Here is a 13,790-nt window from a genome sequence, read left to right as displayed (position 1 = left end):
TGAGAAGCGAGCATGAGCACGAGGCCGGTTTCCAACGGGAAGTGAGCACGAACCGGAGTGCGAGCAGATCATGGGAGCATGATCGTGACACTCTGCACCGAACGGATTCGGACGCTCGACGACATCCGCGCCTTCCTCGACGGGAGCGAGGCGGCGGACATCACCCCCCACGGCCGCGAGGCGGCCTACGCGTTCATTGAACGGGCGCTGGTCAGGTTCCGGTACCACCTCGGCCTGTCGAGGGCCGGGAAGGGCCTGGTGAGGGAGTTCCTTGCCAAGGTCACCGGCTACTCGGATTCCCAGCTGAGCCGGCTGATCGCGCGGCAGCGCCGCACGGGCCGGATCCGCGACCACCGGCTGCGGCCTCCCGCCCGGCCCTTCGCGACGGTGTACACGACCGCCGACGCGGTGCTGCTGGCCGAGGTGGACGAGGCCTTCGGCCAGCTCTCGGGACCGGCGACGAAGAGGATCCTGTGGCGCCAGTACCATGTCTTCGGCGACGAGCGCTTCAAGCGCCCGGTGGGGATTTCGAACGGCCACATCTACAACCTGCGGGGTCGCCGGGCGTACCGGAGTGCCCGGACCACATTTCGGGCGACCCGGGGGGCGATATCGTCGATCGGCAAGCGGCGCAGACCCCGGCCGGAGGGCCGGCCGGGTTTCGTACGCGTTGACACCGTCCACAGCGGCGACCGCGACGGCGAGAAGGGGGCCTACGTGATCAACATGATCGACGAAGTGACGCAGTTCCAGCAACTTGCGGCCGTTCCCCGGATCACCGAGCACTTCATGGTCCCCGTGCTCGCGGCGCTCGTCGGCGCGTTCCCCTTCCGCGTCCTGGGGTTCCACGCCGACAACGGGTCGGAGTACATCAACCACCGGGTCGCGGCGATGCTGAACAAGCTGCGCGTCGAGGAGTTCACGAAGTCCCGGCCCCGGCGATCGAACGACAACGCGCTGGTGGAGTCCAAGAACGGCAACGTCGTCCGCAGGTGGCTGGGGCACAGCCACATCCCGGAGCATCTGGCCCCACCGGCCAACGCCTTCCTGCGCGACTTCCTCTCCCCCTCAACCATCACCGGGCCTGCCTCTTCGCCGTCGAGGTCGAGGAGTCCAACGGGCGCCGCCGTCGGAAGTACCCCCAGGAACTGGTCATGACCCCGTACGAGAAGCTCGGATCGCTGCCCGCAGCCGACGGCTTCCTGAAGCCGGGCATCACCTTCGAGCAACTCGACGCCGTAGCACATGCCGCCACCGACCTGGAGGCTGCCCAGGAAGTCCAGCGGGCCCGCAAGGCGCTCTTTCGGCTCGTCGCCAAGGCGCTGAACCCCGCAGCGTGATCCGTCCCGCCGCCCCCTCGGCTCGCTCCGCTCGCCTCCGGGGGTGGCGGCAACCTTGCACGCCCGCTCCGCCAACCCCAAGATCGATGCCTCCATCAACCCTCACCTTCGCACTCCCCCTCGGCCCCTCCCACCGGCCCCTTCATGCTCATGTCCGGGTTGGAAAACACTTGTGACCCCCAATAGTGGGAGGGCGACCGTCAACGTGTCGAGGTCGCGCCTTCGATCGAGAGGTTCACCAGTTCGCGGAAGCGCTCGAGCGGGTTGTTCCCGCGCGGCGTCTGGGTGAACACGAGTCCGATGATCTCGCGCTCGGGATCGAGCCACGCGTTGGTGCCGTCCGAGCCGCCGTGGCCGAAGGTGCCGTCGGCGAGCCGCCAGCCGTAGCCGTAGTAGCTCGCGTCCTCACCTTCTCCGGCGATGTGGATCTTCGGCGAGGTCATCATCTCGACCGACTCGGGATCGAGGATCCGGACGCCATCGTACGTCCCGCCGTTCAGGAACATCTGCGAGAAGACCGCATAGTCCCAGGTCGTCGAGATCATCCCGCCCGACGCGCGCGCGAACGGAAAGGCAACGGGTCCGCCCGGCGTGCCGCCCGGAGCCCAGTCCCCATCGGGCCCGCGCTGGTAGTAGACGGCGCCCATGCGGTCGAGCTTCCCTCCCACCGGGTGTTCGGCCCGGTGGTTGAACGAATCCTCCATCCCCAGCGGCCCGTAGACCTTCGCCATCAACCGGTCCTCGAGCAGTTGGCCGGAGGCGATCTCGACCAGCGCCCCGAGCGTGTTGTACCCCGGGTTGTTGTAGGCGTAGGACTCTCCGGGCGCCACCTCCGCCCCGATCGCGCCGAAGCGGCCCGATTCGCTCTGCAGCGTCGGATTATCGCCCAGCGGCTGCAGGAAGAGCGTGGGGATCCGGAGGCCGCTGCTGTGGGAGAGGAGATGGCCGATGGTGATGAAGCCTGCCCGATAGTTGTCCCACTCGGGCATGTATTCGCGGACGAGATCGTCGTACGAGAGTTCGCCCTCTTCCACGAGTTGCGCGATCGCGGTGGCCACCAGCGGCTTGGTGTTGGAGGCCATGCGGAACAGCGTGTTCCGCTCCATGGGGAGGCCGCGTTCCTTGTCGCGCATCCCGACGGCTTCGTGGAGAACGATCTTGCCCTTTCGGGCGACGAGCACGACGGCTCCGACGAGGTCGCCGCGTTCGACCGCTTCGTGGTACAGGCCGAGTGCGCCCTCGAGCACCGCCCGGGACATGCCGACCTCTTCGGGCTCGCCGTATGAGAGCGTCCTCGCTTCCTGCGCCGCCACCGTCGGCGCCCAAAGCGCCGAGGTCGGCAGGATGACTGCGACTGCGAGCCATGCCGCGGCGTGAACGCCGCTGAAGCGCCGGGAACTCTGCATCAGTCCTCCTCCGGGTGCGGAAAGAAAACAGCTGGCGGGGAGCCTCCGCTGGAACCCTAACGCGGCGCGACATCGCGAACCAGATCGGGGCGGAACTTGCACGCTGGCTCCGGCGCGGGCATCTAACGGGCGACCCGGTTCGTACAGGCCGGGGCAAGTGGACGATTCCTGCGGACGGAGGCGTTACCCACCATCATCGTTTACCTGAACGGAGACTACCTTCCCGTCGGCGAAGCTCGCGTGTCCGTGGAGGACCGCGGATTCCTGTTCGCGGACGCCGTGTACGAGGCTACGCCGGCCTACAACGGCCGCTGCTTCCTCATCGGACGCCACCTGGCGCGGCTCGCCTGGGGTTTGCGCACGCTCCGCATCGAGGCCGACATGACCCCGCTCGCGCCCGTGGGCGACGAACTCATGGCGCGAAACGACCTGCTCGACGCGAAGTTCTCCGTCTTCTACATGCAGGTGACGCGGGGCGCCGCGCCGCGCACGCACGCCTTCCCGAAAGCGCCGGTTCCTCCCACGGTGTACGCCTTCGCGAAGGAACTCGTCCGCACCACGCCCGAACGCTGGGAGCAGGGCTTCGCCGCCATCACGGTCCCCGACCAGCGCTGGGCGCGCGCCGACATCAAGACCACCGGACTCCTGCCCAACGTCCTCGCGCAGCAGGCCGCGGTGGAGGCCGAGGTCGAGGACGCGATCTTCATCCGCGAGGGGATGGTGCAGGAGGGGACGCACAACAACGTGTTCGCGGTGATCCGCGGCGAAGTGACGACCGCGCCCGCCACCAACCACATCCTGCACGGCGTGACCCGGGCCTTCGCGCTCGAACTGTGCGAGGAGCTGGGCATCTCCGCCCGGGAGCGCGCCTTCACGGTGGACGAACTGCGGGCGGCCGAGGAGATCTTCTTCACCGGGACGACGACCGAGGTCCGCCCGACGGTCGAACTCGCCGGCCGGCCCGTGGGGAACGGGCGCCCGGGTGCGATCACCCGGGCGCTGTCGGAAGCCTACCGGCGGGCCGTCGCCCCCGGCTGAACACCGGGGGCCGACGCGCCGAGGGTCTGACGCCTTAGCGCGTCTCGACCGGCTCCATGCGCAGGATCGCGGTCGCTTCGCCCCGCCGGCCGTCGATGGCGAGGTAGATCAGCCCGTCCGGACCCTGCCGGACATCGCGAATGCGCCCGAGACCCTGGACGAGCGTCTCCTCGCGCATGACCTCCTGCCCGTCAAGCGTGAGGCGGGCCAGCTGCTCGCCGGCCATCCCGCCCGCGAACAGGTTCCCCTTCCAGTGGGGGAAGCGGTCGCCCGTATAGAGGAGAAGTCCGGAGACCGCGATCGACGGCACCCAGAAGTGGACCGGAGGCTCCATCCCCTCCTTGTGTGTCCCTTCGTGGATCGCGGTCCCCGAGCCATAGTTCACTCCGTAGCCCACGACCGGCCAGCCGTAGTTGAGTCCCGGCTGGATGAGGTTGAGTTCGTCACCGCCCTGCGGCCCGTGTTCCGTGGCCCAGAGGTCGCCCGTTTCCGGGTGGATGACGAACCCCTGCTGGTTACGGTGCCCATAGCTCCAGATCTCCGGGCGGATGTTCGGGTCGCCGATGAAGGGGTTGTCGTCCGGGATTCCGCCGTCCTCGTAGACGCGGTTGACGGTGCCATGATGGTTCGAAGGATCCTGCGCCGGGTGCGCGTACAGATCGCCGCGGGTCGCGGCCTGGCGCTCTCCCACCGTGATGAAGAGGTGTCCCTGCCCGTCGAAGACGAGGCGCGAACCGTAGTGCCCCCGCCCCTCGGAGACCGCGACGAAGATCTCCTCGATGTCGGTGAGGGCCCCTTTCTCGTAGCGCCCGCGGATGACCGCGGTCGTCCCCCGCTCCGTCTCGTTCGGCTTCGAGAAACTGAGGTAGAGGAGGCGGTTGGCCTCGAATTCGGGGTGCGGTACGACGTCGAGGAGCCCTCCCTGTCCCGCCGACACGACCTCGGGCACACCCTGCACGGGCTCGGGGAGGAGCAGGCCGTCGCGGACCACGCGGAGCCTTCCCTCCTTCTCCGTGACCAGCATCTCGCCGTCGGGGAGGAACGCGATCGACCACGGACGGACGAGGTCCTCCACCACGGGGACGAGCCTGAAGTCGTGGTACGCCGACTGCATCACCTCCTGGCCCAGCGCCGGAGTCGCGATCGACAGAAGAAGCCCGGCGGCGAACATCGCCACGCACATCGCCAGGGGGGTCCGCTTGATCATCTCGGCTCTCATCTCATTTCCCGGGAAAAACCATGTCGTCGCAAAAAACTGTCCCGCCACGCCCCGACACAGCAAGACTTGGCGGCTTCCGCCGGCCCTGAAACACCGACAGGCGAAGCAACGTTGGTCAGTCGTCCGCTTCGTCCGCGTGTCGCCGCGCGATCCGGTCCAGCTTCGGCTCGATGGATGACATCACCGCCGCGAACAACACCAGCGCCCAGCCCACCGAGAGGATCAGGTGGACGCCGACCAGCGACCGGGCACCGACCGAGACCGGGACAACGGCCGCGTAGTCCTGGGCAAGGGCGGTGAAGAACGCGAAGGACACCCAGTCGGTGATCCCCGTGCCGGCGTCGGCAAAGGCGCCCGGGCGAAAACGCTCCAGCGTTCCGTAGAACCCGGCGAACAGGAGGATGATCGTCAGGTAGCCGACCGCAAACCCGCCGATGGGGACCCACATGATGCGCAGGTACTCGGCGAGCTGGCCCAACACCTGAAGCCGCGGACGGAGCCAGGTGGCGGCGGCGCGCCCCAGAAGAAACCCGGCCGCCGGAAGCGCCACGAGCGACGATCCACAAGTGGAGCTGTCCCGCTTTCACGGACGGTTAGTTTCTGTGGTTAATCGTATCCGATGTCCTTTCTCCTGGTCTCTCTCAAGCCGCTGGAGAGAGGCGGTGTGCGTGCGCCCCGACGCGAGGGACGAGGCAGGTGGTGGGCCCGGCGCAGCCGGTTCGCGTCAGGCCGCACGGTTGTTCTTCTCGTAGTTGGCCGGCGACTCGTAGCCGAGGGCCGAGTGGATCCGGCGCGTGTTGTAGAAGCCCTCGATGAACCGGAAGATCTCCCGGCGCGCCTCGGCCGCGGTGCGGAGGGGGCGCCGCCAGATGAGTTCGCACTCCAGCGTGGCGAAGAAGCTCTCGCACATGGCGTTGTCGTAGGCGTCGCCCACCGAGCCCATCGACTGTGCGATGCCCGACTCGCGGCAGCGCTCCCCGAAGGAGAGCGAGGTGTACTGCGAGCCTCGATCCGAATGATGGACGACGCGCCCCTCGGGACGACGGCGCGAGAGCGCCATCGCCAGCGCGGCCTCGACCAGCTCGGTCCGCATGTGCGTCGCCATGGCCCAGCCGACGACGCGGCGGCTCCAGACATCGAGCACGACGGCCAGATACAGCCAGCCCGCCCAAGCGGGCACGTACGTGATGTCGGCCACCCACAGCTCGTCAGGCCCCGAGGCCGAGAAGTCCCGGTTCACCAGGTCCGGCGCGGGTCGGGCCTCCGCGTCCCTCCGCGTCGTCGCCGTCCTCCAGCGCCGCCGCGTCACGCCCTGGAGCCCCAGCCCCGTCATCAGCCGCCCCACCCGCTTCTGGCCCACCCGCTCGCCCTCCGCCTTGAGCGCCGCGTGGATCCGCGGGCGGCCGTACGTCTCGCCGCTGCCGGTCCAGATCGCCCCGATCCGCTCCTCGAGATCCTCGTCCCGCCGCGCGCGGGCCGATGGAGGACGCTTCAGCCAGTCATAGTACCCGCTGGGGGAGAGACCCAGCACCCGGCACATGGCCGCAAGCGGAAACTCAGCCCGGTGCGCCTTCATGAACGCATATCCCCGCCGGGGATCGATCCGCTCTCCCTCGCGAACCAGGCCGCGGCTTTTTTTAGGATGTCCCGCTCCACCCGCAGCCGCTTGTTGTCCCGCTTCAGGCGCGACAACTGCCGCCGCGCCTCCGTCGTCAGCCCGTCGCCGCGACGCCCCTCGTCCACATCCGCCTGCCGGACCCAGTTCCGGATCGTCTGCTCCGAGGGCTCGAACTCCCGAGCCAGCGACCCCGGGCTACGGCCCGCACGCGCCAGCTCGACCAGTTGCTCCCGGTACTCGGGCGGATACCGCCCCGCTCTTCCCGCCATGGCACACCTCCATCGTTGTCCCAAATGGAAAGGTGTCCGTCAAGGCGGGGCAACTCCAAGGTGATGGCGGCACGCCCCACAAGGAACGCGGCCGCCGTAGCCCCCACCAGCTTGAGCGTCTGCTCACTGATGACTCGCAAGACCGAAACGCCCGGGACCTCTCGAATCGTTTCGGACACCATCAGGAAGAGCAACAAGGCGAACGTTGCCACCGCACTGAGGACCAGCAGTAGGGGAGGACGGGCGTCGCGCCATCCCTCGCGACGGTGGCTGAGAAGGCCGGCGATCAGCGCGATCCAGGGCATGCACGCGAGGGGGGCGAGGGTGAAGCGCAGGTCCCCCGGCGAGTCCACGAGGGGAAGGAGCCCCACGGCGAGCAGGACGGATACGATGAATGTCTCCCGGCTTACGTCCCGGTACCGGGAGAGGGATGACCCGCGGAGCCCGTCGATCAAGCCGACCGCCATGGCAAGGACGGGCGGGACGATGATTCCCACCCCGTTGCCGGGGATCAAGCCCGCGATCAGCGCGGTGGCGATCCCGACCATCGCACCGATCAGCATTCCCGTCCCCGGACCGCCCTGCGCGCCTCCCCGGAGCCCGACACCCAGACCGATGGCAAGCCCGCAGCCCACTCCCATCCACACATCCTGGTGGACCCCGGTGATCGCGTACCCGAAGGGCACGACGACGAGCGCGACGGTGGTCGCGATCCGGACCGCCGCCCAGATCAAGCGGCTCAGCATTCCCTCCTTTTCATGGGAGACCTCAGGCTAGGAGCCTGCGCCGCAGGAGCGCGGCGGAAGCCATCGGATGCCGCCCGCGGGGTCTCGCGAGCCGAAGTGTCGGTCGTTTTCCGGACGGGAACGCGTTGTAGGCGGGGAGACGGCCCGGCGGGCGGCGTTCGGGCGGGGCCGCGGACCTCTTTTTGTGCCCCGGGGGACGCTTGACACGGATTTTCGGCCCCTCACGCTGCCTGAAGGACGTGGAGGCGCCTCATGTTGAGCGCCAGGCACACGAGGTCCCACTCGCCGCGCACCTTCTCCAAGCCCCGGAGGCTGAACCTCCGGAACCCCATCGCCTCCTTGACCCAGCCCATGGGCGCCTCCGCGATCCACTTGCGCTTGGCGTACACCGCCCGGCCCTCCGGAGCCGCCAGCTTCTTCGCCATGCGCGCCCTCGCCGGCTGCTTCTCCGGGTCGGGCTTGCCGGCCCCCTTGCCCTCCCGGCCCAGCGCTACGTAGCCGTCGATCCCCCGCGCCTCCAGAGCCGCCAGATCCTCCTCGTTACAGTAGCCCGCGTCGGCCAGCACCTGGCCGGGCGTCTCCCCGCACCGCCCGGACACCTCGTCCACCCGTTCCACCAACTGCCCCTGGTCGCTCGCGTTGTCCGTCACCGCCGTCCCCACCACCAGTTGGCTCTCCCCGTCCACCACCGCCTGCGCGTTGTAGCACTGCTGGTAGCCTTCCGTGCTCGTCCGCATGATCCGGCTCTCCGGATCCGTGAAGTTCGTCTGATCCTTCGCCTCCGGCTCCCCGTACGCATGCTTGTACGGCGGCCCCCCCTTCGGGTTGCGGTCCCACTCCGGCTTCCGGCCCCGCGCGTCGTCCCGCTCCCGGGCCTCCGCCTCCAGGCGAGCCTTCGCCGCCCGGATCGCCGCCAGACGGTCCTCCCGGCGCTTCAACTCCTCGGGCAACTCGTCGCCCCGAACGTCCTCCCCGTAGCGCTCGTCCTCCTCCGCGTCGATCGCCTCGGCCGCCGCCAGAAGCTCCGCGATCTCCGCCTCCAGGCGGGCCTCTTCCGGCCCCATCCGCCCATAGCTCATCGCCTTCCGCTTGCTCGCGTTCGCGCGAACCTTCGTCCCGTCCACCGCCACCCGGCCCAGCCCCGCCAGCCCCAGTTCCCGCGCCAGGCGCACCACCTCCGCGAACAACGCCCCGAACGCCTTCAGGTTCTTCTTCCGGAACTCGCACAACGTCCGGTGCGCCGGAAAGTTCCCCGCCGCCAGCATCCTGAGCGCCACGTCCTCCTCCAGACGCCGCGCCAGCTTCCTCGACGAGAACACCCCCGTCGCGTACCCGTACACCAGCACCTTCACCATCATCCGAGGATCGTACGGGCTCCGACGCCGCCCATCCCCTTCGTACCGCGCGTAGAACGGCGACAGGTCCGCCGCGTCCACCAGATCGCTCACATGATGCGCCAAGTGCCCCGCCGGTACCCACTCCCGAAGATCCTGCGGCAGCAGCAGCTGCTGGTCCGGATCGTACGGCCGGAACCTCGTCCTCATCCTCTCCGGATCGTACGGTAGGGACCTCGTCCCCATCGCCACCTCCCCGCGCCGAACGTGAACCGATCACAGCCCGGCATCACCATAACCATCCGGCACGCGCCGCACCATCGGCTTCTACGGCGCAGGCTCCTAGCGTTGCGAGACCACGATGGGGCCCTCCTCGGCTTCCAGCGTCTCGAGCACCTGCCGCCACTGGAAGTTCTCGCCGATCCCGCGCACGTAGTAGTCCATCCACGCCATCTCGCTCACCGTCTTGACCAGCCGGTTGCGCGGATCCGGGATGCCGTGGCTGCGCCCCGGGTACATGAACAGTTCGGTCGGCACGCCCAGCTTCTTGAGCGCCATGTGGAGTTCGACCGACTGCGGGCTCGGCACGCGCGGGTCGCCCTCCACCACGTGGATCATGGTCGGCGTGACCGCGTTCGTGATGTACTTGAGCGGGGACTGGTCGAAGTAGGTGTCGAAGTCCTCGTACAGGAAGCCGTCGCCCACGTAGAACTGGCGGTTCCGCTGCACGTCGCTCTGCGCGTACATGCTGATCCAGTTCATCGTCCCGGCGCCCGAACTGATCGCCTTGAAGCGGTCCGTCTGGGTGAGGATCCAGTTCGACCAGTGGCCGCCCGCGCTCCAGCCCAGCGCCCCCATGCGGTCGCCGTCCACGATCCCTTCGTCGATCAGGTGGTCGACGCCCGTCATGATGTCCTCGTAGCCCATCGTGAAGTAGTCGCCGACGATGTCCGTGCGGTGCGCGTTTCCGTAGTTGCGCGAGCCACGGTAGTTGGGCTTGAGCACGGCGTAGCCCGCGCCCGCGTACACCTGCGCGCTGTAGCCGCCGTTGAAGCGGAGGACATCGGCAGACGCCGGTCCCCCGTGAATCGCGACGATGAGCGGATAGCGCGTCCCCTCCTCGTAGCCGACGGGATAGACGAGGACGCCCCCGACCATCTTCCCGTCCGATGAACGCCAGTTGAGTTCGACTTCCTCCCCGAGGGCGATGTCCCGCACGTGCGGGTTCACGTCCACGAGTTGCGTCCACGCCGAGCGATCCCGCACGTCGTCCACGCTCGCCACGGTGAACACGGTGGGCGGGGTCTTCGGGTCGCTGTAGCCGATGAGGATCGTGCCGATGTCGTCGTCGCGGGAGACCGAGAGCGCCGCCCGCTCTTCCGTGAGCTGCCGCACCGAGCCCGTCTCCACGTCGAGCGCGTGCAACTGCGTCGTCACCGTCACGCCGGCGTTGAAGTAGATCGTGTTCGAATCCTCCGACCAGAACCCGACGCTCGAACTCTGGTCGAAGTCCGTCCCGAGCTTCCGGAAGGCGCCCCCGCGGTTCCCGACTTCGCGGATGTACACGCGGTTGTCGGTCATGGAGTAGCGCGCCATCTCGTCCGGCGCCGAGAAGGCGATCCAGCGGCCATCGGGGGAGAAGCTGAGCCCGCCCTCGCCGACCTCGTAGTTGTCGGTCAGGCGCTCGATTTCTCCCGTGGCCATCTCCATGAGATAGAGATCGGCGTAGAGCCGCTGCCCCGTGATGTTGCGCTCATAGCGCTCCGGCGAGCCGCCCGTGATGCCGATCCAGCGTCCGTCATCGGAGATCGTGAAGCCGTTGATGCTGTAGGCCGGGTCGTCCGTCTCGCGCTGCTCGGTGGCCGACTCGACTTCGACGCTCCACAGGCTCGAGAGAGGCGTGATCGCGTTCCGCACGTCGACCGTGAATCCCTCCTCGCGTCGCTTCTTCTCGTCCTCATCGAACGATTCGGGTCGCGCGAAGTAGATGCGGCTTCCGTCGGGGGAGAAGTCCCACTGGTCGACGCCGGCCTCGCCATCGGTGAGCTGCTCCGGCTCGGCCCCCGCGAGGTCATCGGCCGGCAGCCGGTACAGCTGCTCCTGGTTCGACTCTCCGGAGCGATAGACGAGCCAGCCCCCGTCCGGACTGAACTCAAACCCGGACACGCCCTCCTCCGCGTCGGTGATCTTCCGGGCCTCGCCCCCGTCGTGCCGCATCATGTAGAGCTGGTTCTCGTCCCCGTCCCGGTTGGAGGAGAAGAGGAAGAACGATCCGTCCGGACCCCAGGTCGGACTCGTTTCGTTCCTGTCCTCCGTGTAGGTGAGTTGCCGGCTCGACGGGACGCCTTCGCCCAGAGACACGAGGTGGATGTCGGTCTGGGACTCGGCTTCCTCCCAGTCGGGGCTCGTGACGCTGTACAGCATCCACGATCCGTCCGGGCTCGGCGTCCAGGAACCCGCGCGCTTCATCTCCTGAACATCCATGAACGTGAGCGGCCGCTGCTGCGCGGCGAGCGGCGCGTCGAGCGGCAGCGCGAGCACCGCGGCGGGAAGAATGAGAGCGACGGGAAGGGAGCGCATCTGAACCTCGGTACCATGGGTAAAGTGTAGTCCGTCTCAATCATACGACTTTCGCATTGCGCGAACGATGCCCCCCCACTAGCGTAGCATTGAGATGCTACTTGGAGGGGATTCATGGTTCGAAGCGTGAAGCTGCGGCGCATGGGCGGGTCCGTAGGGGCCACGCTCCCACGGGATATGGCCCAACGCCTCCACCTCGAGGCGGGCGATGCAGTGCTCGCGGTCGAGACGGCGAACGGGATCCTGTTGAGCCCCTACGATGCGGAGGTAGATGAGGGGCTGGCCATCGCAGTCGAGGCTCAGAAGCGGTACCGGAGGGCGTTGAGAGAACTCGCGCAGTGACCCGGGCGGAGCCGCGCCGGGTTCCCCGGCTCGTCGTCGAGGCCGTGCAGCTCGACCAGGTTCGCGAGCACGGCGGCCTGATCGGCATTCGCGACGAGGACGCTCTGGAAGCAGCCCTGGCCCGAGCCCGGCAGAGATGGAGCTATGATCCCGGGTCGGATCTCGCGCGTCTCGCGGCTGCCTACACCTTTGGCATCTGCTCCGGCCACCCGTTCCGGGACGGGAACAAGCGTATCTCGTTCCTCACCGCGGTCATCTTTCTCGGCCTCAGCGGAGTCGACCTCGTGGCGCCTGAAGAGGAAGTGGTGGAGAGGATGTGGGCTCTTACTTCCGACGAGTTGGACGAGGAAGCCATCGCCGACTGGTTCCGCTCGCGTATCGAGCCCCGGCACGGATGAGGCTCAGCAAGGGACGCAACTCTCCGACATTGGGCTGTGTCTCCGGGGAGAGATCGACGTTCCCTTTTCCACGTCTCCCCGGAACCGGAAATGCACCGCTCCAGGCTGGAAACGCCGACCGCCACCATCGTGGTCCTAATGGCCTTGACCCCCGCGCTGCCAAACACACTGGCCGCCCAGGGGTCCGATCTTCGACCCTGGGCCCGCGGTCCCGTCCTGGAAGCCACGCTGGAGGCGACCTCGGGACCGGATGTCATCCTTTCCAGGGTGTGGGGGATAGACGTGGACTCCAAGGGGCGAGTCTACGTCAGGGATGACCAGACGCGTGGCGTCTCCGTTCTCTCGCCGGACCTGACCTACGAGCGAACCCTGGGACGGCGAGGCGGCGGCCCCGGTGAGTTCAGGCACGTCTCCACGGTGCAGATTCTGCCGGACGACAGCGTACTCGTCTACGATCGCAATCAGAACCGGATCACGGTGTTTCCGCCGGGAGCGTCAGAGCCTGCCTACGTGCAAGGGTTACCCGGAGGCCCATACCGCGAGGTGTTCAAGGTGCCGGAAGGCCTAGTCGCCATCCGTACTTCCGCCTACGAAGCCTCGGGAGCGGATGTCGGGATCGAGAATGAGCGCCTGCTCCGCCTACGCCCGGATGGCAGCGTCGCTACTGCACTGTTTGCCTTCCCGAGGAAAGAGAACCTGGTGTATCGGAGAGGCGATCCTCGGGGCGGAGGTGCCGTGAGCATCACCAGTCACCCCTTTGGCCACCGGCCATTCGTGCGGATCGTTCCCGGGAACACGGTCCGAGTCGTCTATGCCAGTTCTCTCGCTCCCGAAGCCACGCTCATCGACGTCGAGAGCGGCCGGCAGGCGGTGCTTTCCTATCCTGAAGCGCCGACCGTTCGTGTCACGAGGAAGGAGCTGGGAGCCGCCGCCGAGAGGAAGTCGACCCGATTTGCCCGGATGCTCCGGGAGGGTGGGCCGTACGTGTGGCCGCCACTCACGGGCGTCGTCGCAGGTGGCGGCGGCCTGGTTATGCTCGGAGTACGGACGACCGACCGGAAAGTCTGGGAGTGGGCATCGTTTCGGGACGACGGGACTCACGCGGCATCCGTGGTCCTCCCGTCCGGAGTAGTTGTCTACGCGCAGCGTGAAGGCCGGCTGATCGGGACCATCACGGACGAATTCGATACACCGAGGATTGTCGCATATCGGGTGGGTTCAGATGCGCTGGAGGCGCGACGATGACGGCTGGCTGGCGCTCGGCTCTCATTGTGGCAGTGCTCCTGGCCGCTCCCGCCGGCGCCCAGGAGGTGGTCGAGAGCGCGGCCCCGCGAGGTCCCGACCTTACCCTGGCCGGCGAGCCGCTGGTGCGGATCGGGATCGTGGATGGTCCGGTCGAATACATCTTCGGCAACGTGACAGGCGCGGTCCGCCTCGCGGACGGAAGCATCGTCGTGGCGGACGAACAGAGCGGCAACGTCCGCAGATTCGACGCGAACG

At 67.8% G+C, this 13,790-nt stretch carries 12 protein-coding genes; 6 read left to right on the top strand and 6 right to left on the bottom strand.

The window, feature by feature from the left end; genetic code table 11:
- The first annotated feature begins 84 nt into the window (after positions 1 to 84).
- Both ACPXY0_RS12585 and ACPXY0_RS12580 read left to right on the top strand, forming a co-directional pair.
- Positions 85 to 1,158 (top strand): integrase, encoded by a 1,074-nt coding sequence (locus tag ACPXY0_RS12585; protein WP_423925059.1) that lies wholly within the window; start codon positions 85 to 87, stop codon positions 1,156 to 1,158.
- Entirely contained in the window at positions 1,155 to 1,340 is a 186-nt protein-coding gene (locus ACPXY0_RS12580; RefSeq protein WP_423925057.1) for a hypothetical protein, read from the top strand. The genes ACPXY0_RS12585 and ACPXY0_RS12580 overlap by 4 nt, the downstream gene beginning before the upstream one ends.
- Before the next feature lie 200 nt (positions 1,341 to 1,540).
- Here the strand turns inward: ACPXY0_RS12580 and ACPXY0_RS12575 are convergent, their stop codons facing one another.
- On the bottom strand, positions 1,541 to 2,746 hold the full coding sequence (locus ACPXY0_RS12575) for a serine hydrolase domain-containing protein (protein ID WP_423925055.1): 1,206 nt from the start codon (positions 2,744 to 2,746) through the stop codon (positions 1,541 to 1,543).
- A gap of 240 nt (positions 2,747 to 2,986) precedes the next feature.
- On the opposite strand from ACPXY0_RS12575, the gene ACPXY0_RS12570 reads away from it, so the two are divergent.
- A complete protein-coding gene (locus ACPXY0_RS12570; protein ID WP_423925053.1) occupies positions 2,987 to 3,784 on the top strand; it encodes an aminotransferase class IV in 798 nt (265 codons plus the stop codon).
- A 34-nt stretch (positions 3,785 to 3,818) separates the two neighbouring features.
- Here ACPXY0_RS12570 and ACPXY0_RS12565 read toward each other — a convergent pair whose 3' ends face one another.
- From ACPXY0_RS12565 to ACPXY0_RS12545, 5 genes are all read right to left on the bottom strand, one after another.
- Complete coding sequence (locus ACPXY0_RS12565; protein WP_423925051.1) at positions 3,819 to 5,003, bottom strand: PQQ-dependent sugar dehydrogenase; 1,185 nt, start codon at positions 5,001 to 5,003, stop codon at positions 3,819 to 3,821.
- Between the two features lie 115 nt (positions 5,004 to 5,118).
- Entirely contained in the window at positions 5,119 to 5,553 is a 435-nt protein-coding gene (locus ACPXY0_RS12560; RefSeq protein WP_423925049.1) for a hypothetical protein, read from the bottom strand.
- A gap of 174 nt (positions 5,554 to 5,727) precedes the next feature.
- Positions 5,728 to 6,890, bottom strand: a protein-coding gene (locus ACPXY0_RS12555) for an IS3 family transposase (RefSeq protein WP_423925047.1) whose coding sequence is annotated in 2 segments (ribosomal slippage) — positions 5,728 to 6,632 and positions 6,632 to 6,890 — 1,164 coding nt in all. Because the reading frame shifts where the segments join, the coding sequence is not laid out codon by codon here.
- A 967-nt stretch (positions 6,891 to 7,857) separates the two neighbouring features.
- Positions 7,858 to 9,180 (bottom strand): IS1182 family transposase, encoded by a 1,323-nt coding sequence (locus ACPXY0_RS12550; protein ID WP_423925045.1) that lies wholly within the window; start codon positions 9,178 to 9,180, stop codon positions 7,858 to 7,860.
- A gap of 132 nt (positions 9,181 to 9,312) precedes the next feature.
- The gene (locus ACPXY0_RS12545; protein ID WP_423925043.1) at positions 9,313 to 11,550 is read right to left on the bottom strand and encodes a S9 family peptidase; all 2,238 of its coding nucleotides are present in this window, start codon (positions 11,548 to 11,550) and stop codon (positions 9,313 to 9,315) included.
- A gap of 114 nt (positions 11,551 to 11,664) precedes the next feature.
- On the opposite strand from ACPXY0_RS12545, the gene ACPXY0_RS12540 reads away from it, so the two are divergent.
- The 3 genes from ACPXY0_RS12540 to ACPXY0_RS12530 all read left to right on the top strand — a co-directional run bounded on the left by ACPXY0_RS12540 (position 11,665) and on the right by ACPXY0_RS12530 (position 13,535).
- The gene (locus ACPXY0_RS12540) at positions 11,665 to 11,892 is read left to right on the top strand and encodes an AbrB/MazE/SpoVT family DNA-binding domain-containing protein (protein WP_423925041.1); all 228 of its coding nucleotides are present in this window, start codon (positions 11,665 to 11,667) and stop codon (positions 11,890 to 11,892) included.
- Positions 11,889 to 12,290, top strand: a complete 402-nt coding sequence (locus tag ACPXY0_RS12535; protein ID WP_423925039.1) for a type II toxin-antitoxin system death-on-curing family toxin — start codon at positions 11,889 to 11,891, stop codon at positions 12,288 to 12,290. Before ACPXY0_RS12540 ends, ACPXY0_RS12535 begins: the two co-directional genes overlap by 4 nt.
- A gap of 90 nt (positions 12,291 to 12,380) precedes the next feature.
- Positions 12,381 to 13,535 (top strand): hypothetical protein, encoded by a 1,155-nt coding sequence (locus ACPXY0_RS12530; protein ID WP_423925037.1) that lies wholly within the window; start codon positions 12,381 to 12,383, stop codon positions 13,533 to 13,535.
- The last annotated feature ends 255 nt before the right edge of the window (positions 13,536 to 13,790 follow it).

The sequence above is a fragment of the Candidatus Palauibacter sp. genome, assembly GCF_965237495.1.
GTDB lineage: Bacteria > Gemmatimonadota > Gemmatimonadetes > Palauibacterales > Palauibacteraceae > Palauibacter.
The sequence above is the reverse complement of the archived record's forward strand: the minus strand, read 5'-3'. Positions and strand labels throughout refer to the sequence as shown.

Bases quoted from the DNA above. Each gene is read 5' to 3' on its own strand.
- ACPXY0_RS12580 (WP_423925057.1), top strand. From the start codon at position 1,155: ATGACCCCGTACGAGAAGCTCGGATCGCTGCCCGCAGCCGACGGCTTC.
- ACPXY0_RS12575 (WP_423925055.1), bottom strand. From the start codon at position 2,746: ATGCAGAGTTCCCGGCGCTTCAGCGGCGTTCACGCCGCGGCATGGCTC.
- ACPXY0_RS12565 (WP_423925051.1), bottom strand. From the start codon at position 5,003: ATGAGAGCCGAGATGATCAAGCGGACCCCCCTGGCGATGTGCGTGGCG.
- ACPXY0_RS12550 (WP_423925045.1), bottom strand. From the start codon at position 9,180: ATGAGGACGAGGTTCCGGCCGTACGATCCGGACCAGCAGCTGCTGCTG.
- ACPXY0_RS12545 (WP_423925043.1), bottom strand. From the start codon at position 11,550: ATGCGCTCCCTTCCCGTCGCTCTCATTCTTCCCGCCGCGGTGCTCGCG.
- ACPXY0_RS12540 (WP_423925041.1), top strand. From the start codon at position 11,665: ATGGTTCGAAGCGTGAAGCTGCGGCGCATGGGCGGGTCCGTAGGGGCC.
- ACPXY0_RS12530 (WP_423925037.1), top strand. From the start codon at position 12,381: ATGCACCGCTCCAGGCTGGAAACGCCGACCGCCACCATCGTGGTCCTA.